We start from the raw sequence: 23,578 nt of genomic DNA, 5'->3' as shown, positions 1-23,578 counted from the left end.
CACCGCGCCGGGAGGCTATCGACCTATGGACTTTCTCATCATGCTGCTTGCAGCCGCCATCGCTTCCGGCACACCGCTGCTGATCGCGACTCTGGGCGGAATTCTGAACGAACGCGCCGGCATCATCCAGCTCGGCACCGAGGGCATCATGCTGATGGGCGCGGTAACCGCCTGCATCATCTACCTGCGGACGGGGAGCCTTGGACTCGCGCTGCTGGCGGCAGCCGGCGTCTCGGCTGCGCTTGGCCTGATCCATGCCTTCATGACGGTGTCGCTGCGGGCCAACCATATCGTCACAGGCCTCGCGATGACGCTGTTCGGCACCGGCCTCAGCGCTTACCTCGGCAAGCCGGTCAGCGGCCAGCCGATGCCGGCTCCGGTGCCGAAGGTGAATCTGGCTTTCCTGGACGGCGTACCGGTGCTCGGCGACTTGTTCGCGCATCTGGATGTGTTCACCTGGGCAAGCTTCGCGCTCGCCGTCCTCCTGCATCTGCTCATCCACCGGACTTCGTTGGGGCTGCATTTGCGGGCGATGGGCGACAATCCGGCGACTGCGGACGTCATGGGCATCCGCGTCCAGTTGTCCCGCTGCCTGTACGTCACGGCGGGGGCCATCCTGATCGGGCTGGCCGGAGCGGATCTGCTGCTCGTCTATTCGCCGGTCTGGAACGAAGGCATGACGGCCGGCAGAGGCTGGATCGCCGTGGCGCTCATCATCTTCGCCCGCTGGAATCCGCTGCGCGCCTTGCTGTGCGCCTACTTCTTCGGGGCGCTGGACTCGCTCGGCTTCCGCATCCAGCTGGAGGGTACCGCAATCCCGTCGTATTTCCTGAAAATGATTCCGTACGTCGTCACGATTCTCGTGCTCATGTATCTCGGCTGGCGCAACCGCGGCAAGCCGTCCGGCTCGCCCGAAGCGCTGGGCAGCCCTTACATTCGGGAGCAGCGTCTGTAAGGACGTCCGGGACTGAGGGGTCGGGGCTTCGGTCGCGAAAGGCATGCATGGGGCACGGCGTTCATTCCGTGCCGGAAGGAGGAAAAGACATGGCGGTTCAATCCATGCCCGGCATGCAGCCGGCGCTTCTGAAGCCGATGTCGCTGCAGGAAGCCTGGCTGCTCCGGGCTGGCCGGGAAGCGGCGGCCGTGCCGGTTGCCGGGGGATCCCTGCTGCGGACGCAGTGGGAAAACGGGGCGCCGCTTCCGCCGTATTTGCTGGATTTGAGAGGAATACCCGGGCTAGCGGACATCGCGTCAGATTCCGAAGGGGTCCTTGTCGGCTCGCAGGCCACGCTTGCAGCCGTAAAGCGTTCTGCGCCCATCCGCGAGCGCTGGCCGCTGCTGCATGAGGCTGTCGGCACGATCGGCGGTCCTGGCATCCGCAACCTCGGCACGCTGGGCGGCAATGCCGCCTCCGCGATCGGGGACTCGCTTCCGGCGCTGCTGGCGCTGGAAGCCGCACTCCTGTGGTACGACGGAGCCGGGCTGGCCGAGCAGCCGCTCGATGAATGGCTCGATGAGCGCCGCTCCTCGGCGGAGCCGGAACGGCGGCTGCTGGCCGGAATCCGGCTTCGGGAGAGCCGGGCGGAGCCGCAGGCTGCGGGCGGCTGGCATTGCTGGCGCAAGGTCGGGCGCCGCGAGTCGTTCACTCCGTCGCTCGTCAGCTTCGCCGCGTCGGGAACGATGCTGCCGGAGCAGGGCGGACAGCCCGCGCTGCGGCTTGCCGCCGGCGGCGGCTCCTGCATCCCGCAGCGGCTCCGCCTCGCGGAGCGGGCCGCTCTCGGCGCCATTGCGGGCGGCGCGAGCGTGGCCGAAGCCGCCGCTGCCGTCCATGCTGCGGCGCTGGCCGAGTTCCTGCCTGCCGGCGACGTCTTCGCGGATGCCGATTACCGGCGGCGGACGGCGGCCAATCTTGCTGCGGCAGCGGTGTGGGAGGCTTGGAGCGGAAGCTGACTTCCGGCTTCAGCCGAAAATGTGGGTGGCGGGCAGCGGGCGAAGCCGCTGCTCGTACGGAGAGCTTGCAGCCGCAACTGCTGGAGAAAGGATACGGAGAAAAACGGATGTGCTCTGGAGAAGCGGCAGCGTTCGCCTTTGAAGACGGATTTCCCCTTATCAAGGGTGGGAAATCAAGAAATCCGTCTTCAACAGCGATCGGAGGAGCCATCCGTTTTCGGAGTTCGGGCTGCCCGCTCCAGAATCGGAGGAGCCATCCGTTTTCGGAGTTCGGGCTGCCCGCTCCACAGTCTAGCGATCCATTTTACGATACCGGAAGGAGAGGGACGCGATGATACTTGACCGTGAGTCCAGCGGAGAGCGCTGGCGGACCCGGCCGGACGGTCCGGACAAGGTGAACGGAAGGCTGACGTATTTGACCGACATGCAACTTCCGGACGCGCTGTGCGGACGCGTGCTCCGAAGCGCTCATCCCCATGCGGCCATCAAGTCGGTCTCCATCGGCAAGGCGCTGGCATTGCCCGGCGTGCATGCGGTGCTTACCCATAAGGATGTGCCGGGCCTGAACCGGTTCGGCATCGCTTTTCCCCATCAGCCCGTGTTCTGCGAGGACCGGGTCCGGTATATCGGGGACGCTGTGGCGGCGGTCGCCGCGGACAGCGACGAGCTCGCGGAAGCCGCGCTCGCCCTCATAGAGGTCGACTACGAGCCGCTGCCGGTGCTGAGCGATCCTGTGCAGTCTCTCGAGGAGGAGGCCCCGCGCCTGCATGAGGACGGCAATCTGCTGCATCGGACGGAATACAAGACGGGGGATGCGGAGGCGGCTTTCGCCTTATGCCATCATATCGTCGAGAACGTCTACTCCACTCCCCGCCAGATGCATACCTACATGGAAACCGAGGGCGGCCTCTTCATTCCGGAGAAGGATGGCAGGCTGACCGTGTATTCGGCGACTCAGCACGGCCTGATGGACCGGATGCAGCTGGCGCGCATCCTGAACTGGGAGGAGGAGCGGATCCGCGTCGTATCCAGCCCGATCGGCGGCTCCTTCGGAGGCAAGGACGAGCTGAACGTCCAGCCTTACGGCTGCCTGCTCGCGCTGGCGACGGGCCGGCCGGTGCGCCTGCACAATTCCCGCATGGAGTCCGTCCGGGCCGGGCTGAAGCGCCATCCGATGATCATCTCCATGAAGACGGGCATCGGGAAGGACGGCAGGCTGCTGGCCCACCGGGCGCGCATTTTATCCGATACGGGGGCTTACGCCACGCTGGGAGCCGAGGTGCTCAATTTCTCTACCGAGCATGTCATCGGACCTTATCTTCATCCGAACCTCGATGTGGAGGGCTCGGCGGTTTATACGAATAACGGCGTATCCGGGGAATTCCGCGGCTTTGGCGGCAATCAGGCCATCTTCGCCCTGGAGGGGCAGATGGATGAGCTGGCGGAGCTGCATGGAATGGATCCATGGGAGTTCCGGCGGCTCAACATGCGCCGGACGGGGGATCCCGGACCGCTCGGCCAGCCGATCGCGCAGACGGACGGGGCGCGGCAGGTGTGGGAAGCGTTGGAGCGCAGCCCGCTCTGGAGGCAGCGCAGGCAGACGCTGGAGCGGAAAGATTACAGCCTCGGCAAAAAGCCGTGGATCCGGACCGGCGTCGGAGCCGCGATCACGATGCACGGAGCCGGTCTCGGCTATGGCATTCCCGATCCGGCGGGAGGCATTCTGCAGCTGGCGGAGGATGGCGTGATCGAGGCGGTTTTCGGCTACGAGGAATTCGGCCAAGGACTGATCGCCACGCTTCAGGGGATGCTGATCGAGCAGTTCGGGTTCGGGGCCGCCGACGTGCGCATCGTCATCGGGGACACCGACAAGGTTCCGAACAGCGGCTCCAGCACGGCCTCCAGGGCGACGAGCATGATGTGGATGGCGCTGCGCAGGCTGCATCCGGAGCTGACGCGGCGCCTCAAGGAAGAGGCATCCGATGCTTCGGGCCTCGAGACGCATGAGCTGGAGACCGGCGAGGGAGGAGTCCGCGATCGGCAGGGCGGTCTGATCCTGTCTTACCGGGAGCTGTCGCAGCGCCTCTGCGCGTCGGGCCGGACGCTGCGCTGCGAGACGACGTTCCATTATCCCGTCACGACGAAAAAGCATGTCGGAGCCCACTTCCTCTACACTTACGCCGCCGTGGCGGCGCGGGTGGAGGTCGACCTGCTGACCGGCCGGGTCAAGGTGACCGACCAGTACCACGCCGTAGCCGCCGGCCCCGTCGCCAATCCGCAAGGCTATCTCGGGCAGATCGAAGGAGGAGCCTCGATGGCGCTAGGCTTCGCGCTGAGCGAGGATGCCGTCATGGAAGAGGGGCGTTATCTGACCCGCAATCTCGATACGTATCTCGTGCCGACGGCGGCGGACAGCGGGCGGTTGACGGTGGAGGCCATCGAGGAGCTGCCGGAGGACGATGCCTACGGTCCCCGCGGAGTCGGGGAGATCGGCTCGGTCGCGCTCGCTCCCGCCATCGCGGCTGCGATCCGGCAAGCGACCGGCATCAGAGCAAGGAAGCTTCCGGTGCAGCCGGAGCTGCTCCAGCGAGCTTTCCTGGGAGAGACGCAAGCGGAAGCGGAAGGAGGCGGAGCGGATGCCGGATAATAACAGCCCGAGGTATCCCGAAGGCGAGGCGAAGCTGGAGCTCAAAAGGCATTCGGCGGCGGCATCGATCCAGGATGAACGGATAGCGGAACAGAGCGGGCGGCCGGCGCCTTCCATGCCGGAGCCGGCGGAGGAGGAAGGCGGCGGGGAGCCGCCGTTCGAGCTGACTTTCCGCCTCAACGGCGAAGAGCGGACGATCGGGACATGGCCCGCCCGCCGCATGCTCACGGTGCTGCGGGAGGATCTGGGCCTGACGGGGACTAAGCGCTCCTGCGAGATCGGACGATGCGGAGCCTGCATGGTGCTGCTGGACGGAGAGCCGGTCAACAGCTGCCTGCTGTCGGCTTACCAATGCAGCGGCGCGGATCTGGTGACGATCGAGGGGCTGCAGGGAGAGCGGGCCGGCCGGGTCAAGGCGGCTTTTCTGCAAGAAGGAGGCTTTCAATGCGGCTACTGCACGCCGGGAATGGTCATCTCCGTCTCTTCGCTGCTGGAGCATAATCCGTGCCCGAGCCGTTTGGAGACGGAGGAGGCGCTGGCAGGCAATATTTGCCGCTGCACCGGGTACGGAAGCATATTCCGGGCGGTATGCAGAGCCTCGGAAGGACAGGGTGAGATACCGCCCGCCGAATAGCCCCAAGCCGGAAGGGCAGACCAGCCCTATAACGATAGAGAAGTCAGGAGATGAAAAGGAATGGAGCCAAGAGACCATCTGCCTTATTTGCAGCGTGCAGTCGAAGTATCGAAGCGGGCGAGGGCGGCGGGCAACACGCCGTTCGGAGCGATTCTGGTCGACAAGGAAGGCCGTGTGCTGCTGGAGCAAGGCAACATCGAGATTACGGAGAGCAATTGCACCGGACATGCGGAAACGACGCTGATGGAGAGGGCCTCCGCCGTCTATGACAGGAAGTTCCTGTGGGACTGCGTCATGTACACGACGGTCGAGCCCTGCGCCATGTGCGCGGGATCGATCTATTGGGGCAATCTCGGGACGGTCGTCTACGGCATCAGCGAGAAGCGGCTGCTGGAAATGACCGGCGACGACGAGCAGAATCCGACGCTCGATCTGCCGTGCCGGGAAGTGTTCGCAGCCGGAAGCAAGCCGGTGACGGTCATCGGCCCGTTCCCCGAAATCGAGGAAGCGGTCGTCGCCGTCCACGAGGGGTACTGGTCGTGAGCGCGGAGTGGACGATGGAACAGCTGAACGGATTGCCGGCCGCATCCTTCGTGGAAGCTCTCGGCGGCATCTTCGAGCATTCTCCCTGGGTAGCCGAGGCGGTCGAGCCGCTGCGGCCGTTCGAATCCGCGGAGGAGCTGCATGCGGCGATGGTGAATGCCGCGCGGAGCGCGCCGGAAGAGAAGCTGCTGGCGCTGCTGCGCTGCCATCCCGATCTCGGCACGAAGCTGGCGATGAGCGACCTGTCCGTATCGGAGCAGAAGGGAGCGGGTCTGGACAGCCTGAGCGCGGAGGAATACGAGCGTTTCAGCTCGCTGAACCGGGATTATGTCGGCCGCTTCGGCTTTCCGTTCATTTTGGCCGTGCGGGGCAAGAACAAGGACGACATCCTCTCTTCGCTGACCGAGCGCGCGGCCAGGGAGCGCGGAGAGGAGTTGGATCAGGCGCTGCGGGAAATCGCGCGCATTACCGGCTTCCGGCTCGCTGATCTGATCTCGGAATGACGACAGGCCCCCGGGAGCCAGGGAGCTCGGGCAAGGAGACAAGGGCAATCGAGGAGGAGCTTGAATGGCAGGGAAATTGACGACCCATGTGCTGGACATGGCCCATGGCGGCCCGGCCGCCGGCATGAAGCTGCAGCTTGTACGGCTGGCGGGTGCCGGCGGCAAAGGCATCCTTCATGAAAACGCCACGAACGAGGACGGAAGGCTGGATCAGCCTCTGCTCGAAGGCGAAGCGTTGACGCCCGGCATTTACGAGCTGCTGTTTTTCGCAGGCGATTACTTCCGATCCCTGGAGCCGTCGGCGCAAGGTTTGGAAGAAGGGACTGGAGCGGCCGGGGAGCGGTTTCTGGAGCAGATTCCGATCCGCTTCACCGTGACGGCTTCGGGCGGAAATTACCATGTTCCGCTGCTCGTCGCTCCTGGCGGATACAGCAGCTATAGAGGAAGCTGACCATCAAACGAAAAGAGGCGGATGGGATGGAAGAACGCGGATTCCAAAAGATCGTGCGCGGCGGCCTTGTCGCGCTGCCCGGCCATGACGAGCCGCAGCAGGCGGACATCGGCATCTGCGGCGGCAGGATCGCGGCAGTCGGAACCGGGCTGGAAGCGGCCGGAGCGGAAATCATCGACGCCGGGGGCTTGCTGGTCATGCCCGGCGGTATCGACGTCCATGTCCATTTCAATGAGCCGAACATGGGCCACTGGGAAGGGTTTCCGACCGGCTCCGCGGCGCTGGCTGCCGGCGGCTTCACCGCATATGCGGACATGCCGCTGAACGGCTTGCCCGCGACGGTGGACACCGCGGCGCTGGCGCTGAAGGCGGAGGCGGCCGCGGGCAGGTCGGCGGTCGATTACGCTTTCTGGGGCGGGCTTGTGCCGGGCAAGCTGCAGGAGCTCGAGCCGATGGCCGAGGCGGGCGTCGTCGGCTTCAAGGCGTTCGTCTCCAAGCCGGGCGGCGAAGGCGAGGGCCGCTTCGTCGAAGCCGACGACTGGACCTTGTATGAAGGAATGCGCCGGATCGCCTCTTTCGGCGGGGTGCTGGCGCTGCATGCGGAGAACGACAGCATGACGACGGCTCTCGGAGATGCCATGCGGCGCGAAGGGCGTACGGGCGCTCTCGATTTTGCGGCGTCGAGGCCGCCGATCGCGGAGCTCGAGGCGGTCAACCGGGCGCTTTTCTACGCCGGCAGGACCGGCTGCCGCCTCCATTTCGTGCACATCAGCCACCCCGATTCCGTAGAGCTGATCCACAGCGCCAAGACGAGCGGGATGGACGTCACGGTGGAGACATGTCCGCATTATCTCATGCTGACCGAGGAGGATATGGCGAGGCTTGGAGCCGTCGCCAAATGCGCTCCCCCGCTGCGCGACGCCGAGAGCAGGGACCGTCTGTGGGAGCAGCTTGCCGCGGGCAAGATCGATCTCGTCGCCTCGGATCATTCCCCCTCTCCCTTCGAGCTGAAGGAAGCTCCGGGACTGAGCTTCTTTGACGGCTGGGGAGGCATCTCCGGCGCCCAGAGCACGATGGAGCTGCTGCTCCACGAAGGCGTGCGGAAAAGGGGGCTGCCTGCCGGACTTGTAGCGAGGGTGCTGTCGCAGGCGCCGGCAGCGCGCTTCGGCTTCGCGGCCAAGGGCGGCATCGTTCCCGGACTTGACGCCGATCTGGCGCTGGTGAACATGGAGCATCCCTATACGCTCGAGAAAAGGCATCTGCAGTACCTGCATCCCCACAGTCCGTACGAGGGCATGGAATTCGGCTGCCGGGTGGCCGGGACGCTGCTGCGGGGCGAACATGTCTATTCCCTGGAGAGCGGCGTTCTGCCCGGCGGCGGGGCGAGAATACGCGCCGGTCTCGGCAGCTATGCCGGCAAGGCTTGATGGATGGGAAAGGAGGCCGGCTCATGGCCAGACATAGAGAGGCTGCAACCGCGGACGGGGCGGCAGCCTGCATGATGGATATTCTGGAGGAGCTGGCTGTGATCGGGGCCGAAGAGGCCGGGGCGGAACTGCCCAGGACGGAAATGATGGCGGTCGGCACGGAAGCTCACGCTCCAACGGCTGCTGCGGAGACTGATTCCGGCGATTCGAGAGCAAGGCCCAGCAACGCGGAAGCCCGGGGAGAGCAGCCGAGCCTAACGGGAGTTCAGCTCGGCGATTCGAGAATAAGGTCCAGCAACGCGGAAGCCCTGTCCCGCGAGTCGGGAGAACGGACGATCCTGGCGGAAGTCCAGCCCGGCGTGACGAGGCTGCTCTACGATGGGGCTTGGCTGGAGGCCCAGCGCCATCTGGAGGCGCGGTTATCCGGCCTCGGCCTGGAGACGCGCTGGGACCGGACCGGCAGCCTGTACGGGCGGCTGCCCGGAAGGGATGGCGGCCGGACGATCCTGACCGGCTCCCATGTGGACACGGTCCGCCGGGGCGGCCGTTACGACGGCGCTTACGGCGTCGCCGCCGGCATCGCCGCGCTGGATGCGCTCAACCGGCTCTACGGACCGCCGCGCCGGACGCTGGAGGTCGTCTCTCTGTGCGAGGAGGAAGGCAGCCGGTTTCCGTTGTCGTACTGGGGATCCGGCAATCTGACCGGACTGTACGGTCCTGCGGACGCGGGCAAATACCGCGACGCAGATGGCGTGACGCTGGAAGAGGCGATGCTTGGCGCCGGCTTCGGCCGGGAGAGCCAGCCGGATCCGCGGCGGCATGACCTGGATGCCTTTGTCGAGCTTCATATCGAGCAAGGCGTCGTGCTGGAGCGGGCCGGCGACGATGTCGGCATCGTGGAGGCGATCGTCGGCCAGCGGCGCTACGGGATGACGCTGACCGGCGAGGCGAATCACGCCGGGACGACGCCGATGGGGCTGCGGCGAGACGCGCTGGCGGGAGCGGCGGAAATGCTGCTCGCTGCCGAGAAGGCGGCGCGGGCGCATGGAGACCCGCTCGTCGCGACCTGCGGGCGCATAGAGGTGCAGCCGGGTACGGTCAACGTCGTGCCGGGCGAGGCGGCCTTCACGCTGGATGTGCGGCATGACGATGCGGCCGGGCTGGACGCCTTTTGCAGCGGGCTGCTCCGCACATTCGGCGCTATCGCGGACCGCCGCGGCTTGAAGCTGGAATCCACGCTGTGGATGGATGCGGCTCCGGCTCCGATGCATTCCGGACTTGCGGCCATGCTGGTAGCTTCGGCTGCGGGCCTCGGCCTCAGCAGCCGCCGGATGGCGAGCGGAGCCGGGCATGACGCGCAGCTGCTGCAGGGCATCTGTCCGACCGCGATGCTGTTCGTGCCGAGCAGCGGCGGCATCAGCCATTCCCCGCTGGAATATACGAAGCCTGAGGCGCTGAAGCGGGGGCTGGCCGTTTTGATGGACGTATTATACGAGCTTGCTTATGAGGAGAGATTGCCATGAAACGATATGCCGACCTTTCCCCGTCTCCGAGAATCATCATGACGCCTGGACCTGTGGAGGTCGATCCCCGGGTGCTGCGGGCGATGAGCCACGGCATCCTCGGCCAGTTCGATCCGGAGTTCACGGGCCTCATGAACGAGACGATGGAGATGCTGCGGGAGCTGTTCCGGACGACGAACCGCTGGGCTTATCCGGTGGACGGCACGTCCAGATCCGGCATCGAAGCGGTGCTGGCCGCGCTGATTGAGCCGGGAGACCGGGTGCTCGTCCCGATTTTCGGACGGTTCGGCTATTTGCTGCAGGAAATCGCCCAGAGGCTCGGGGCGGAGGTCTATACGATAGAGAAAGAATGGGGCACTGTCTTTGAATCCAATGAAGTGATCGCGGCCATCGAGGAATGCAAGCCGCAGGTCGTGCTGATCGTGCACGGCGAAACGTCGACGGGCCGCGTGCAGCCGCTCGCCGAGATCGGCCGCGCCTGCCGGGATCGGGATATCCTGATCGCCGTGGACGCCGTCGCCACGCTCGGCGGCGTGCCGGTCGAGACGGATGCCTGGTGCCTGGATGCCGTCATCGGAGGGGCGCAGAAATGCCTCTCCGTGCCGTCCGGCATGGCGCCGGTCACCTATAACGACCGTGCCGAGCGCAAGCTGCTCGCGCGCAAGAGGGTGGAGCGCGGCCTGCAAGCGCCGGCTTCCTATGCACCGTCCGTGTCTACGCCGTCCGCGTCAGTGACATCCACGTCTACGCCGTCCGCGCCAATCGCAAGCTCTGCCACCTCGAGCCGGGCCTTGCTGCTGCAGCCTGCCGAGACGGAGGGCGGGCGGAGCGTCATCCGCAGCAACTACCTCGATCTCAGCCAGCTGCAGGACTACTGGAGTCCGGCACGGCTCAACCACCATACCGAGATGACCTCCATGCTGTACGCGCTCCGCGAAGGCTTGCGCCTCGTGCTGGAGGAAGGGCTGGAAGCCCGCTTCGCCCGCCACCGCCTCCATGAAGGTGCGCTCATGGCAGGCCTTGGCGCCATGGGCCATCGCTTCTACGGAGATCCGGCCTGCAAGCTGGCGGTCGTCACCTGCATCGAGATACCGGCCGGCATCGACGGCGAATCGGTGCGGTCCATGCTGCTGGAGCAGTTCGGCATCGAGATCGCGAGCTCCTTCGGTCCGCTCAAGGGGAGAATCTGGCGGATCGGCACGATGGGCTACAGCTGCAGCAAGCGGAACGTTCTGCTGCTGCTCGGTGCGCTGGAGGCTGCGCTGCTGCGCCACGGGGCCGACCTGCCTGCAGGAGCGGCGGTGCAGGCGGCGCTGCAGGCTTATGAGGAGGCGGCGTCATGAAGCCGGTCATGCCGATGGGCTATCAGGGCATGGTGGCGGCTCCCCACTACATCGCGAGCGAGGTCGGACGCGACATGATCCGGCGCGGAGGCAGCGCCGCCGATGCGGCGGTAGCGATCAGCGCGTCGCTGGGAGTCGTGTATCCCCATATGACCGGTGTCGGGGGAGACAGCTTTTTCATGCTCTACGATGCGGCGAGCGGCGGGCTGGCGGGATACAACGGCAGCGGCCGCGCCGGCAGCGGGCTGCATCCCGGCGTTTACCTCGATGCGGGAGAGAGCGCCATTCCCCAGCGCGGGGTGCGCAGCTCCATCACGGTGCCGGGTATGGTAGACGCCTGGTGGGAGGTATGGCGGCGCAGCGGACGCCTTCCGTGGGAAGAGCTGCTGGAGCCCGCCGTCCAGTATGCGGAGAAGGGCTTCCCGGTCTCTCCGAACCTGCATCGCTGGATGCTCGCGAACAGGAAGGAGCTTGCGGCCTGCGCTCCGCTCGCGGAAATTTACCTCCCTCATGGCATCCTGCTCGGCATCGGCGACCGGCTGATCCAGACGGAGCTGGCCCGCACGCTGCGGGAGCTGCAGGCAGGCGGCCGGGACGCCTTTTATTCCGGCCCCGTCATGCAGAGGATCGTAGACGGCATGCGGCGCGACGGCGGCCTGCTGTCGGAAGGGGACTTCACCTCCCATCAAGGCGAATGGGTGAAGCCGATCTCCGTCAATTACCGGGGCTATGACGTTCACCAGATGCCGCCGAATTCGCAGGGGTTCTCGGCGCTCATGATGCTGAACGTGCTGGAGAATACAGATCTGTCGGCCGTGCCGAGGGAATCCCCGGAGTTCTACCATCTGATGGCCGAGACGGTCAAAAAGACGTTCCGCGACCGCGACCGCTATTTGACCGATCCCGACTTCGCGCATATCCCGCTGGAGCGGCTGCTGTCCAAATCCTACGCCAGGCATTTGTATGAGGAAATCGACCGGAGCTTCCCCGATCCGGCTCCCCATCTGTCTCCGGCGATGGGCCAGGATACCGCGTATGCGGCTGTCGTGGACGGGGAAGGAAACGCGGTATCTTTTATCCAAAGCTTGTATTATGATTTTGGGGCGGCCTACATGCCCGAGGAGACCGGCGTGCTCATGCAGAACCGGGGCTCGTTCTTCTCGCTCGATCCGGCGCGTCCCAATGTGCTCGCGCCCGGCAAGCGCTCGTTCCATACGCTGATGCCGGCCATGATCACGCGGGGCGGCAAGCCTTACGCCCTAGTCGGAACGCAGGGCGGCGAGGGCCAGCCGCAGACGCAGCTGTCGGTCATCACCGGCCTGCTCGACTACGGCTGCAGCATCCAGGAAGCGCTGGCGCTGCCCCGCTGGATCTACGGCCGGACCTGGGGCTCGGGCAGCGACTCGCTCAAGCTGGAGAACCGCGGCCTGGAGCAGACCGCCCGAACGCTGGAGCAGTGGGGCCACGCGGTCGAGCTCGTCGGAGCCTGGGACGGCGTCACCGGCCAGTCGCAGGGCATCGTCATCAGCGGCGATGGGCTGCTGACCGGCGCGGCCGATCCAAGAGGGGATGGCATGGCCATCGGCTGGTAGGCCGGATGGGTTCAATTTGGAAAGGAAGTTCGTCTTATGATCGCTACGTTATGGAATTTGTTCTACTCTTTCGGCGTCGCCACGCTGCTCGGCTACGGCGGCGGGCCGTCCATCATCCCGATCTACCAGGATCAGGTCGTCAACCGCTACGGCTGGATGAGCTCGGAGGAATTCGGCAAGGCGCTGGCGTTCGGCAATGCGCTGCCGGGGCCGATCGCGACCAAGCTTGCCGGTTATATCGGCTACAAGGTCGGCGGAGTGGCGGGCAGCGCCGTCGCTCTCGTCGCGGTCGTGCTGCCGACGGCGCTCATCATGGTCGCGCTCTCCGGCATCATGATCAAACTGAGCGACAACCCCGTCATCAAAGGAATGATCAAGGGCATCCAGCCCGTCATCTTCGTCATGATGGCGATGCTGGCCTATGATTTCTCCAAGTTCGCCTTCAAGCCGGCGAACGGAATCGTCAGCTTCCTGCCGTTTCTGATCGCGGCCGTCTTTTTCATCATGGTTCAATATCTGAAGCTGAACGCCGTATGGGGCATCCTGCTGTCGCTGGCGGTAGGCGCGCTGTTCCTGCGGGGGTAGGCGGTCATCCGGCAAAAAAAGGCTGGGCAAGGCAGAATTTCTGCCTTGCCCAGCCTTTCTTGCAGTGAGGAGCCGTCATCGTTTCCTGAAAAAGCCAATCCGGAACATCGAGGCCACTGAAAATGTGTCGATGCAGACGGAAATCATTCTTCCGATCGCTGTTGTCCCCAGATTTCTCTGATTTCTGCCGCTTTTAACGGTTGAAATCCGGGGACAAAGGCGACCACATCCGTTTCTCCAGAACGATTTCGCGCCTTACGCTACTTTTTCAGTGGCCTCCGGAACACCCGGATTGGCCTTTTTAGATGGATCGATTTCCGCTTTTTCCGGCTGCTCAGCCCCGATTCCACACGCTCTCCCCGTCATGGCCTTCCGTATAAACGATGGTCTCGGGCTTCAGCTCCAGCACGACGATATTGGGATCCTCAGGGCCATCCCAATAAGCGCCCATGTCGTCTTTCCACAGTTTTTTGACGATGCCCTCGTCTTTTTTAACGCTTGCTGACCCCTGCATGTCGACGATCGCACCGGGCTGCTTGCGGCCCTCGAGCCCGAGCAGCAGGCTGGCATGGGGATTCTCTTCCAGCTGATCGACCTTGTGGGATCTGCGGTCGGCGAGGAACAAGGCGTTCAGACCGTCATGGAAGACGGCCATGTAACGGGAACGCGGCTTGTCGTCCTCGATCGTGGACAATACGCCGTACTCGTATTCGTGCAGAGCTTCGACGATTTTTTTTTCCAGTTCGGCACCTGCAAGCTTGTTCGCCATTCGTCAATCTCTCCTGTCTGAAAATGAAATGGGTTCAAAAGGATTCATCGTGTTCCTGTACCCTGCCCGGATAGGAATGAACCTCTGCGAGAACCCAAATAGAGGGGCGGCCGGGAGGACGGATTGCCTTCGTCGGAGGGGAAATTCACTCCGCCTAGGTTTGGTTGTCGCCTCAACGGGTTCCAAGCTGCTTTCGCTTATGTTCCCATTCGTTAGGTTAATGTCCTGTAACAATGGAAAACGGAAGGAGGGGCTGGCTGTGAATGAGTGGATCGGCATGTTCTCATGGATGTTCATCCTGGTCATTGTCACGCTGCTGCTGATCAGCTTTAGTCTCTCCCTGGAAAAGCGCGCGGCTTGGAAAGAAGCGAGAGGAAGCCGCGGCCGGTACGATTCGATTTTCGAGCATAATCCCGATATGGTGTGCCTGTTCAATCCGGAAGGCGAGCTCATCCGTCTCAATCCGGCCGCCCTCAAGCTGACGGGGTGCCGATTCGGGGACTTGGCGGGACTTTCGTTCTGGCAGCTGATCCATCCCGATGACGCCATGCGTGTCAGCCGCAGCTTTCTGCGTGCAAGGCAAGGGCTGACCCAGACGGCGGAAGTCAGAATCATTACGAAGGAAGGACGGGAGCTCGAGCTGTCTACGGCATTCGTACCGTGGAAAGCAAGCTCGGAAGTAGCCGATATTTATACGATTTCCAAGGATCTGACCCCGCGCAACGCGGCCCAGAGGGAGCTGATGAAGGCGAAAACCGAGGCGGAGGAGGCCTTGAAGATCAAAAGCGAGTTCCTTGCGGTCATGAGCCATGAAATCCGGACGCCGTTGAACGGCGTGCTCGGCATGAGCGACCTGCTGCTCGATACGGAGCTTAGCGAGGAGCAGCGGGAATACTTGCATATCATAAGGGGAAGCGGGGTCAGCCTGCTGACCGTCATCGATGACGTGCTGGATTACTCCAAGATGGAGTCGGGCCATATGGCGCTTGCTTCCGATCCCTTCTCGCTGCGGGACGTCGTGCTGGACTCCATGCAGCTGTTCATCGGCAAGATGCGCGAGCGGCAGCTGCAAGCACTGCTGGAGCTTGATTCCGGGCTTCCTGAGGTGCTGGTCGGGGATGAGATGAGGCTGCGCCAGATTCTCACCAACTTGATCAGCAATGCGGTGAAATTCACGGAAGAAGGCGGGATTGCGGTCAAGGTCAGGGAGACGGGACGCAGCGGCTCGGAAATCGAGGTGGAGTTCCAGGTCTCGGATACCGGCATAGGCGTAGACGAGGATAAGCTCGATCTGCTGTTCCAGCCGTTCAGACAGACGGATTCCTCCATCTCCCGTCTGTACGGAGGAACGGGGCTTGGTCTTGCCATCTGCAAAAATCTCGTCGAGAGGATGGGCGGCGACATCCATATGAAACCGCTCGACAAAGGAACGGAAGTCGCGTTTCGGATCAAAGCCGGTTACAGGGACAGCAAAGCGGTGTCATTCGGGCAAGACGACAACCGTAAGCAGTCCGTCTGACTACTATGTAAAGAAATAACTTGAGAAACTAGGAGGATCGAGTATAATAAAGAAAAAAAGCTTCCAGCCTATGGAAGACGAAAGGGATTGAAAGAAGATGAATATTGCCGTTATCGCCGGAGGGAACCGGATCAATTCGACCAGCACGCTGCTGCTTCGGTACATGGAGAAGGAGCTGAGCAAGCAGGACATCGAGGTGACATTCATCGATCTCCATAAGCTTCCACTGCCGCTGTATTCGGCGGACCAGCCCGGGGTTACGCAGAAGCTGCAGCTTCCGATCTTCACTTCTCCCGAGACAATGGAGTATTTCGAGAGCAATGTGAAGCAGTTGGTGGCGGCGGTGCAGAACGCCGACGGCATCATCCTCGGTACGCCGGAATACCATGGGTCCTTCTCCGGCACGCTCAAAAACGGACTCGATTATCTCGGCTCCGCCCAGTTCGAAGGCAAGCCGGTGCTGGTCGCGAGCTCCGCGGCCGGAGCTGTCGGCGTCAGCTCGCTGACGCAGCTGCAGACGGTCGTGCGCAACCTGCACGGCATCAACTGCACGGAATGGGTGTCCATCGGCGGAGACAGCCGCAACTTCGGCGAAGATGGCGAACCCGAGCAGGACAAGGTCAAGCAGCGCGTCCTCTATGCGCTGGAGCATCTGACCCGTCTGGTGCGTCAGCTGAGACTATCCGGAGAGTAAGCTTTCTGGCGCGAGCGCGGCCTTGACAAGCCGAGTGCAATCGGAGAAGCCGGGCGTCCTGCGCAACCGGATGGTTGCCGGACAAGAGGCATTCACCAAACCTGCGCAAGGCAAGGACAAATCGACTCCAGGAACACCGAAAAGAGGCCGCCTCCAAGTCGACGATTGACTTGGAACGGCCTCTTGCTGCATTAATCTTGGCATCCGGCTTGGCTCAATAGCCCCGTCCGTAATCCACGATATTCCGCGCCGGCTTGCCGGTGCGCGCATATTCCTTGAGATTCTCGATGAACAGCGCGGCGATGCGCTCCTTGTAGCGGTCGGTGTCGCCGCCGATATGCGGGGAGATGATGACCTGCTCCAGCTCCCAGAGCGGATGGCCCTGCGGGAGCGGCTCCGGCTCGGTCACGTCAAGGCCGGCGCCGGCGATGGAGCCGGAGCGCAGAGCGTCGACGAGGGCATCCGTATCGACGGATTTTCCGCGTCCGATGTTGATGAATACGGCGGAGCTTTTCATCGCCGCAAACTCCTTCTTGCCGAAGACGTTCTCCGTTTCGGGCGTATGCGGCAGCACGTTGACGATGTAATCCGCCCGCTCCAGGACGGAAGCGAGATCGGAGAGGGCATATACCTCGTCCATGTGCGGAGTCGGCTTGGCCGTGCTGCGGACTCCGATCGTCTCCATGCCGAGCGCCTTGGCGATGCGGCCAAGCTCGGTGCCGATCTCGCCCGCTCCGATGACGGCCAGCGTGCGTCCGTACAGCTCAGTATGGCCGCTGCGCTCCTGCCACTCGCCGCGGGTCTGGGCGCGGATGGACAAATGCAGCTTGCGCGAAAAGGCCAGCATCATGCCGAGCGCCGTCTCCGACATCGGGACCGGATGCACGCCGCTGCCCGTCGTCAGGATGACGCCGGCCTGCTCGAGTTTGTCCAGCGGCATTTTTTCCACGCCGGCAGACCAGGACTGGAGCCATTTCAGGCTGCCGCCCTCGCCGAGCGATTCCTTCTCGACCGCAGGGCTCCAGCCGCAGACAATCTCCGCCTCACGGAAAAGGGCGTCCTCCAGCTCCTTCGGCCTTCCGAATACGATGTTCCAGCCCGGCGCGGCGTCGCGCACCTGCTGTTCAAGGTCTGGCGTGAGTCCGTGCAGGCAAATCATGGTTGGCATAGGGCTCATCTCCTAACGGGTTTATGCAGCCGCAGCTGACGATGGTTCTTATTCTAGTCTATCAACGAATGCGGTCCCAATTCAAACATTGGGCGCGGTTCAAATTCAAACATTGGATGCGGACCCAATTCAAACATTGGGCGCGATTATGTCTTGACTTTGCCGATCTGCCTTTGTAAGATAATCCCTAATCGAATAGAAGACGGCAATGACCGAAGACATGATCTCCGCCGCCGGACGGCACAGAGAGGGAAGCCCAGGCTGCAAGCTTCCCCGGGAACCGGGCGTGGATTACCCCTTCGCAGCCGTCCGCCGAAGCCCGCGCAGCGGGTGGGTAGGCGGCACCGGCCGATCCCCGTTATGGGATTCCATGAGGACTCGCAGCTCCGCACGCAGGGCATTTTTTCGCCTTTGCGCCTAGCGTCTGCTTGTCGAACAAGGGTGGAACCACGAGCTGAACGCACTCGTCCCTTTCCAGGGACGGAGGCGTTTTTTTGTTGGGCGAAAAGCGGTTATCGGCTGCTTTTCCCTTCCGGCGCCAGCGTCCGCCGCCCCTGAAAGGGCGGTGAACAGCAAGCATGCGTTCAATACTCGGAAAGGGAGGAAGAAATCGTGGACATCGACATTCGGCTGGCAGACGGAAGCGCAAGGAGGTACCCGCAAGGAACCACAGGCAGAGATATCGCGGAATCGATCGGAGCCGGACTTGCCAAGCGGGCGGTAGCGGCGAAGATCGACGGAAGCCTGATGGATCTGGGAGTCCCCGTACGGGACGGCTCGCTCGTCGAGATCGTCACGCTAGGCAGCGAGGACGGTCTTGGAGTTTACCGCCACAGCACGGCTCATATTCTGGCCCAGGCGCTCAAGCGGCTGTACGGCGGGGATGCCGTCAAGCTCGGTATCGGACCTGTCATCGCGGACGGATTCTACTACGACATCGACATGGAACGAAGCTTGTCGAGCGATGACCTGGCCTCCATCGAGCGGGAGATGGAAGCCGTCATCCGGGAAGACCTGCCCATCGTACGGAGGGAGATCGGGCGGGAAGAAGCGCTGGCCCTTTTCCGGGAGCAGCGGGAGCCTTACAAGGTCCAGCTTATTCAGGAACTTCCGGAGGATGTCCGGATCACGCTCTACTCTCAGGGCGAATTTACGGATTTGTGCCGCGGTCCGCATCTTCCGTCGACGGGGCTTGTGAAGGCGTTCAAGCTGCAGAGCGTGGCTGGAGCGTACTGGCGCGGGGATTCCGCCGGCCCGATGCTGCAGCGCATCTACGGAACGGCTTTCCTCAAGAAGTCGGAGCTGGAGGAGCATCTGCATCTGCTGGAGGAGGCGAAGAAAAGGGATCATCGCAAGCTCGGCAAGGAGCTCGGCCTGTTCATGTTCTCCGAGGAAGCGCCGGGCATGCCTTTTTACCTGCCGAACGGAATGACGATCCGCACGGAGCTGGAGGACTTTGCCCGAGACTTGCAGCGCAAGCGGGATTACGACGAGGTGCGGACGCCGCTCATGATGAACAAGCGCCTGTGGGAGGAATCCGGGCACTGGGACCACTATAAGGACAACATGTATTTCGCGCAGGTGGACGAAGCGGAATTCGCGCTCAAGCCGATGAACTGCCCGGGCCATATGCTGGTGTTCAAAAACAGCCTCCATTCCTATCGCGAGCTGCCGATCCGCATCTCCGAATTCGGCCAAGTGCACCGCCACGAGTTCAGCGGCGCGCTGAGCGGCATGACGCGCGTGCGCACGTTCTGCCAAGACGACGCCCATCTGTTCGTGCGGCCGGATCAGATCGAGAGGGAGATCTCGTCGATCATGGAGCTCATCGACCATGTGTACACGGTATTCGGATTCACCTACGAGATCGAGCTGTCCACGCGGCCCGAGGACTCCATGGGCTCGGAGGAGCTGTGGGAGGAGGCGGAGCGTTCCCTGCGGCAGGTGCTGGAGAGCCGCGGCGTGAAGTATCGGCTGAACGAGGGGGACGGCGCCTTTTACGGGCCGAAGATCGATTACCACATCAAGGACGCTCTCAAGCGGAGCTGGCAGTGCGGCACGATCCAGCTTGACTTCCAGATGCCGGAGAAGTTCGGCCTGTCCTATGTGGGAGAGGATGGAGGCAAGCATACGCCGGTCGTCATCCACCGCGCCGTATACGGGTCGATCGACCGGTTCATGGGCATTCTGACGGAGCATTACGAGGGGGCGTTCCCTCTCTGGCTGGCGCCTGTGCAGGTCAAGCTGCTGCCGGTGTCCGACAAGCATCTCGATTATGCGCTGCGGATGCAAAAGCAGCTGCGGGAGGCCGGGATCCGGGTCGAATGCGATGTCCGCACGGAAAAGCTCGGCTACAAGATTCGGGAAGCGCAGCTGCAGAAGATTCCGTACATGCTTGTGCTCGGCGAGCTTGAAGCTGCATCCGGCAGCGTGTCTGTGCGCAGGCGCGGGGAAGGCGATCTCGGCTCCATGAGCATGGAGGAGCTGATCCGGAACGTCCGGGAGGAAATCGAGGTCCGGCGGGGAGGAGCAGCGAATGCTGATTGATCTGACCCATGCGGTTCGATATGAGCTGCCTGTCTATCCGGGCGACCGGGAGACGGTCCTCATCCAGTCCAGCGAGATCGGCCGCGACGGCTGCAACAACCACCTGATACGGGACATGACCGGAAGTTCGGACCGGACTATTTTCAGTATTATCCGGTGCTGAGCGAAGCCTTTGCGGAGCTGCTCGTCCGCAAGCGGGTTAAGCTGGTCGGCCTGGATACGCCGTCTCTGTAAATTAAACAAAAACGGACCTTCTCTTCGGGAAGGTCCGTTTTTATTTCAATACCCAGTCAAATATCCATAAAGCTTGCTTTCCACTGAGTTTTCCAGCACTAGATTCATGTGAACAACCGGAATAGAGTCGCCGTTTTTATCGAACATCGTAGCTTCCACAGCGCTGTTTTGATCCGGATGTGCTTTGCCGAGGTAGTAAAACTCCGTTCCCTCCGAATCGCTTTTCTTCACGAACACATGGAGATCGATCCCGCGGCTATCAGCCTCGATAATCGTTCTAACTTCGTCAGAATTCAGCGTCCGTCTGCTTCTAGTCGACCATTTCAATACCTCTGAGCTGCTGAATTCCTCTTGATATTTGGTGCTCGCATCGACGTCTTCATGTTTGTGATAGGTAACAAAGATAGGGCAGGTCATATACTTTGTTTTATATCCATACATCGTCGAGCTCTCATCGCTATGCCAGTTCAAGAGCTTGCAGGCATCCTTACGCGAATACTTCTGATACAAGGTAAGCGGTTCGGTTCCTTCGTATTGCCCGCTGATACCGGCTGCTGTTTGGATTAGATCCGCAACCATTTCTTTGAAATAAGAGTTGGTTTGTAAGGAGCTAGACATCGTCGGATGTAAGGAGAAAAGTTGGTTCTCCGTCATGTGAACAACGGGAATATCACCATATTTCTTCCGCGTCGGCTCTGTGAAGAAGGTCATATCAAGCACTCGTTTTACAGAGTCAATCGTTGCGGGATCGGTCGAGCATCCCTCTTGCTCCAGGGAAGATGCATACTTCTCATAGGTTATCTGTCCATGTACCATCAGCAGATCAAGCAATATGATCTCATAACGACGTTTGCCATTCAGAACCTCCGCAGAGAGCATGACGAGATACTGTTGCTCTTGCTGTGATAATGGCGATACAGGCTCTTTGATCTTCTGCAAAAAGTGATAATAGCTGCCATGCTCCTCCGAGAAAATCAATGGATCGATAGAGTTATTCTCAATGAAATCAATTAATCGAGGAACCCGATTCAGCCGATTTTTGAGTTGGAAATAGGATTCTCTTAGGATCTTGAGCGCATTTAAATTGCTATCATTGATTGAACGGAAAATCTGTTGTCGAGCTACTTCTTCGAAGTTAATCGTAGAGACGCCCTTGATATAACTCGTGTCCTTCATATGTCTGCGAATATTATCTTTGTTTTGAGTTTTGTCTCCAGACAAGGCTATTGGAATCAAGTAGTTGTTTTTATAGTTTCCAATAAAGTCAATGATGGTGACATAGTCCTTATTAGGATGCTTGCGTAGACCACGGCCCAGCTGTTGTACGAACACGATACTAGATTGAGTTTGACGCAGCATGACGACCTGATTAATACAAGGGATGTCGATTCCCTCGTTGAAAATATCAACCGTAAGAATGTAATCAAGGTTTCCAGACTCCAGGTCAGTGACACAGCCAGCACGTTCTTCCTGGGAGTTCTCACCTGTTAGAGCTACCGTTCGGAAGCCTCTATCATTCAATATCTCAGATAGCTGATGGACTTCTTCCTTACGGCTACAGAAGATGAGACCTTTAACGGATTCACCCGAGAATCCGTAGTAGTCTATTTTATCGATGACATAGGAAGCACGCTCATCCGTGACCAACTGAGATAGCATCGTGGTGTCGTCAATCAGCTGACCATTGTATTCAAAGTCGGTCACACCGAAGTAGTGGAACGGGCAGAGCATATCTTCATCTAACGCTTCTTGCAGTCGAATCTCATAGGCAATATTGTAATCAAATAATTCGTAGATATTGAAATCATCGGTTCTCTCAGGAGTAGCCGTCATTCCTAGCATAAACTTGGGATGGAAGTAATCCATGATTTTATGATAAGAAACGGCACCAGCCTTGTGAACTTCGTCAATCAGAATGTAGTCGAATATTACAGGATCAAAGCTAGATAAAGTAGATTCCTTGGACAAGGTCTGTACGGTTGCGAATAAATATTTGGCATTTGTATCTTTGCTAGAGCCCGATAAAATACCATATTCGCTATCGCTACCGCCAATGATACGTTGATAATCCATCATGGCCTTCTGCAAGATCTGCTCCCGATGAACAATGAACAGCATTCGTTCTGGAGCAAAGTTGCGGACATCAAATGCAGAGAGGAATGTCTTACCGGTTCCAGTAGCTGAAATGACCAAGCCCTTTTTCTCACCTGCTTGGCGTAGGGTATCTAGGTTTTGCAACGCTTTCTGCTGCATTTTATTAGGCTGAATAGGAGCGAAGCGTGTTTGTGGATTCTCAGGTTTCGTAGGCAGTGCCTGAGAGACCTGACGATTAACTTTTTGAAATTCTTCATACAGAATCTGATACAACTGAATCGTATTTTCCGAGAGAGGAGCAGCCTTGCTCCATACCAGTTCAAACTCTTTTTGGAATTGCTCTAATAGACCTCCATGTTTAAATGAAGTCAGCTTTACATTCCATTCATAGTTGGATTTCAACGCTGCAGCCGTCAAGTTGGAGCTACCCATAATAATCGTGGAGTGTCCATCATGCTGGAAGACATAACCTTTGGCATGGAAGCCACTCAGTTCAGTCAATCGAACTTCAATGTTTGGTATTTTTAAGAGCTCACGATAAATTTTTGGCTGATTGAAGTTCAGGTAGTTCGATGTTAAGATCTTCCCTTTAACTCCCCGAGCATGGAGATCCGCCAGATGAGACTTCAGCGTAGCCAGGCCGCTCTCAGTAATGAAAGCAACAGAGAAAATGAAGGATTGGCAGTGATGAAGCTCATCCAACAACGGGGTAAGAACGTAGTTGTGCGTTTCGGAGTTGTTAACTAGCAGCTGGGGTTTGTACTTATCGATTGACTCTTGCTGTTGATTGATAAACGCCCAGCTCAAGGAGTTGTTTAAATGTGTGAGAGTGTTTTCCATTTCATTAGACCATCTTTTTTTGGATTTTGGTCACAGCAGGGATGTCGGCAGGAGCCCAATCGAGAGACATTAACTCTTGCGGCGGAAGCCAGGATATCGCAACATGTTCATTCAGAACAGGCTTACCGTTGATTAACTGGCAATAGAAAGTCGTCAGATGAATTACGGCAAAATCGTATTCATATTCAGTTGTTTCGATCCATTCTCCGATTTCAATCATGCAATCCATTTCTTCTTCAATTTCTCGTTTCAAGGCATCTTGCGGTGTTTCACCTTCCTCGATCTTCCCACCAGGGAACTCCCATTTATACGCTAAAGTTTTTGTTTCTCCGCGCTGGGCGCATAGAATTTTTCCATCTTCGATGATTACAGCCCCAACGACGTGAATATGCTTTTTCATTTCAAGTAACCTCCGATTATGCAGTTAGATGAAGTTGAAGTGCTTTCCTAATTATCACTACTCTTATTTTAGTATAGATTCATTGAATTCGGCTATAAATGTTCGACTGCGTATG

At 60.3% G+C, this 23,578-nt stretch carries 21 protein-coding genes; 17 read left to right on the top strand and 4 right to left on the bottom strand.

Annotation, left to right across the window (positions count from 1 at the left end; all coding sequences use genetic code 11):
- Positions 1 to 25 precede the first annotated feature (25 nt).
- From AC06G8_RS18365 to AC06G8_RS18310, 12 genes are all read left to right on the top strand, one after another.
- Positions 26 to 955 carry an ABC transporter permease gene (locus AC06G8_RS18365; RefSeq protein WP_480283506.1) on the top strand — a complete coding sequence of 310 codons (930 nt, stop codon included), beginning with the start codon at positions 26 to 28 and terminating at the stop codon, positions 953 to 955.
- An 89-nt stretch (positions 956 to 1,044) separates the two neighbouring features.
- The gene (locus tag AC06G8_RS18360; protein WP_480283505.1) at positions 1,045 to 1,950 is read left to right on the top strand and encodes an FAD binding domain-containing protein; all 906 of its coding nucleotides are present in this window, start codon (positions 1,045 to 1,047) and stop codon (positions 1,948 to 1,950) included.
- Positions 1,951 to 2,281: 331 nt separating this feature from the next.
- Positions 2,282 to 4,597 (top strand): xanthine dehydrogenase subunit D, encoded by a 2,316-nt coding sequence (pucD, locus tag AC06G8_RS18355; RefSeq protein WP_480283504.1) that lies wholly within the window; start codon positions 2,282 to 2,284, stop codon positions 4,595 to 4,597.
- Positions 4,587 to 5,231 carry a (2Fe-2S)-binding protein gene (locus AC06G8_RS18350; protein WP_480283503.1) on the top strand — a complete coding sequence of 215 codons (645 nt, stop codon included), beginning with the start codon at positions 4,587 to 4,589 and terminating at the stop codon, positions 5,229 to 5,231. The genes pucD and AC06G8_RS18350 overlap by 11 nt, the downstream gene beginning before the upstream one ends.
- A gap of 60 nt (positions 5,232 to 5,291) precedes the next feature.
- Complete coding sequence (locus AC06G8_RS18345) at positions 5,292 to 5,774, top strand: nucleoside deaminase (RefSeq protein WP_447665315.1); 483 nt, start codon at positions 5,292 to 5,294, stop codon at positions 5,772 to 5,774.
- On the top strand, positions 5,771 to 6,277 hold the full coding sequence (gene uraD, locus AC06G8_RS18340; protein ID WP_480283502.1) for a 2-oxo-4-hydroxy-4-carboxy-5-ureidoimidazoline decarboxylase: 507 nt from the start codon (positions 5,771 to 5,773) through the stop codon (positions 6,275 to 6,277). The genes AC06G8_RS18345 and uraD overlap by 4 nt, the downstream gene beginning before the upstream one ends.
- Positions 6,278 to 6,341: 64 nt before the next feature.
- Positions 6,342 to 6,728, top strand: a complete 387-nt coding sequence (gene uraH, locus AC06G8_RS18335; RefSeq protein WP_480283501.1) for a hydroxyisourate hydrolase — start codon at positions 6,342 to 6,344, stop codon at positions 6,726 to 6,728.
- Positions 6,729 to 6,754: 26 nt separating this feature from the next.
- The gene (gene allB, locus AC06G8_RS18330; protein ID WP_480283500.1) at positions 6,755 to 8,155 is read left to right on the top strand and encodes an allantoinase AllB; all 1,401 of its coding nucleotides are present in this window, start codon (positions 6,755 to 6,757) and stop codon (positions 8,153 to 8,155) included.
- Positions 8,156 to 8,178: 23 nt separating this feature from the next.
- Entirely contained in the window at positions 8,179 to 9,678 is a 1,500-nt protein-coding gene (locus AC06G8_RS18325; protein WP_480283499.1) for a hydantoinase/carbamoylase family amidase, read from the top strand.
- A complete protein-coding gene (locus AC06G8_RS18320; protein WP_480283498.1) occupies positions 9,675 to 11,021 on the top strand; it encodes a pyridoxal-phosphate-dependent aminotransferase family protein in 1,347 nt (448 codons plus the stop codon). The genes AC06G8_RS18325 and AC06G8_RS18320 overlap by 4 nt, the downstream gene beginning before the upstream one ends.
- Positions 11,018 to 12,613 (top strand): gamma-glutamyltransferase, encoded by a 1,596-nt coding sequence (ggt, locus tag AC06G8_RS18315; RefSeq protein ID WP_480283497.1) that lies wholly within the window; start codon positions 11,018 to 11,020, stop codon positions 12,611 to 12,613. Before AC06G8_RS18320 ends, ggt begins: the two co-directional genes overlap by 4 nt.
- A 36-nt stretch (positions 12,614 to 12,649) precedes the next feature.
- The gene (locus AC06G8_RS18310; RefSeq protein WP_480283496.1) at positions 12,650 to 13,198 is read left to right on the top strand and encodes a chromate transporter; all 549 of its coding nucleotides are present in this window, start codon (positions 12,650 to 12,652) and stop codon (positions 13,196 to 13,198) included.
- Between the two features lie 334 nt (positions 13,199 to 13,532).
- Here AC06G8_RS18310 and AC06G8_RS18305 read toward each other — a convergent pair whose 3' ends face one another.
- Positions 13,533 to 13,967 carry a pyridoxamine 5'-phosphate oxidase family protein gene (locus AC06G8_RS18305; protein ID WP_447665012.1) on the bottom strand — a complete coding sequence of 145 codons (435 nt, stop codon included), beginning with the start codon at positions 13,965 to 13,967 and terminating at the stop codon, positions 13,533 to 13,535.
- Between the two features lie 259 nt (positions 13,968 to 14,226).
- Here AC06G8_RS18305 and AC06G8_RS18300 point away from each other — a divergent pair, with 259 nt between their 5' ends.
- A complete protein-coding gene (locus tag AC06G8_RS18300; protein ID WP_480283495.1) occupies positions 14,227 to 15,486 on the top strand; it encodes a PAS domain-containing protein in 1,260 nt (419 codons plus the stop codon).
- 97 nt (positions 15,487 to 15,583) lie between these two features.
- A complete protein-coding gene (locus AC06G8_RS18295) occupies positions 15,584 to 16,180 on the top strand; it encodes an NADPH-dependent FMN reductase (RefSeq protein WP_480283494.1) in 597 nt (198 codons plus the stop codon).
- A gap of 214 nt (positions 16,181 to 16,394) precedes the next feature.
- On the opposite strand, the gene AC06G8_RS18290 is transcribed toward AC06G8_RS18295, so the two are convergent.
- Positions 16,395 to 17,348 carry a D-2-hydroxyacid dehydrogenase gene (locus tag AC06G8_RS18290; protein ID WP_447665009.1) on the bottom strand — a complete coding sequence of 318 codons (954 nt, stop codon included), beginning with the start codon at positions 17,346 to 17,348 and terminating at the stop codon, positions 16,395 to 16,397.
- Between the two features lie 612 nt (positions 17,349 to 17,960).
- On the opposite strand from AC06G8_RS18290, the gene thrS reads away from it, so the two are divergent.
- Genes thrS through AC06G8_RS18275 form a run of 3 tightly spaced genes read left to right on the top strand, consistent with a single transcriptional unit; the run spans position 17,961 to position 20,129 of the window.
- Positions 17,961 to 19,895: a threonine--tRNA ligase gene (gene thrS / locus AC06G8_RS18285; protein WP_480283493.1), complete on the top strand. Its 1,935-nt coding sequence runs from the start codon at positions 17,961 to 17,963 to the stop codon at positions 19,893 to 19,895.
- Positions 19,885 to 20,058: a hypothetical protein gene (locus AC06G8_RS18280; protein ID WP_480283492.1), complete on the top strand. Its 174-nt coding sequence runs from the start codon at positions 19,885 to 19,887 to the stop codon at positions 20,056 to 20,058. The genes thrS and AC06G8_RS18280 overlap by 11 nt, the downstream gene beginning before the upstream one ends.
- Positions 20,052 to 20,129 (top strand): hypothetical protein, encoded by a 78-nt coding sequence (locus tag AC06G8_RS18275; RefSeq protein WP_480285466.1) that lies wholly within the window; start codon positions 20,052 to 20,054, stop codon positions 20,127 to 20,129. Before AC06G8_RS18280 ends, AC06G8_RS18275 begins: the two co-directional genes overlap by 7 nt.
- Before the next feature lie 45 nt (positions 20,130 to 20,174).
- On the opposite strand, the gene AC06G8_RS18270 is transcribed toward AC06G8_RS18275, so the two are convergent.
- Together AC06G8_RS18270 and AC06G8_RS18265 are read right to left on the bottom strand one after the other, a co-directional pair.
- The gene (locus AC06G8_RS18270) at positions 20,175 to 23,063 is read right to left on the bottom strand and encodes a DEAD/DEAH box helicase (protein ID WP_480283491.1); all 2,889 of its coding nucleotides are present in this window, start codon (positions 23,061 to 23,063) and stop codon (positions 20,175 to 20,177) included.
- A 4-nt stretch (positions 23,064 to 23,067) separates the two neighbouring features.
- Entirely contained in the window at positions 23,068 to 23,463 is a 396-nt protein-coding gene (locus AC06G8_RS18265; RefSeq protein WP_480283490.1) for a (deoxy)nucleoside triphosphate pyrophosphohydrolase, read from the bottom strand.
- Between the last annotated feature and the right edge of the window lie 115 nt (positions 23,464 to 23,578).

The organism is Paenibacillus sp. SJS-P3, from assembly GCF_056711585.1.
This window is presented reverse-complemented; position numbering and strand designations above follow the sequence as displayed.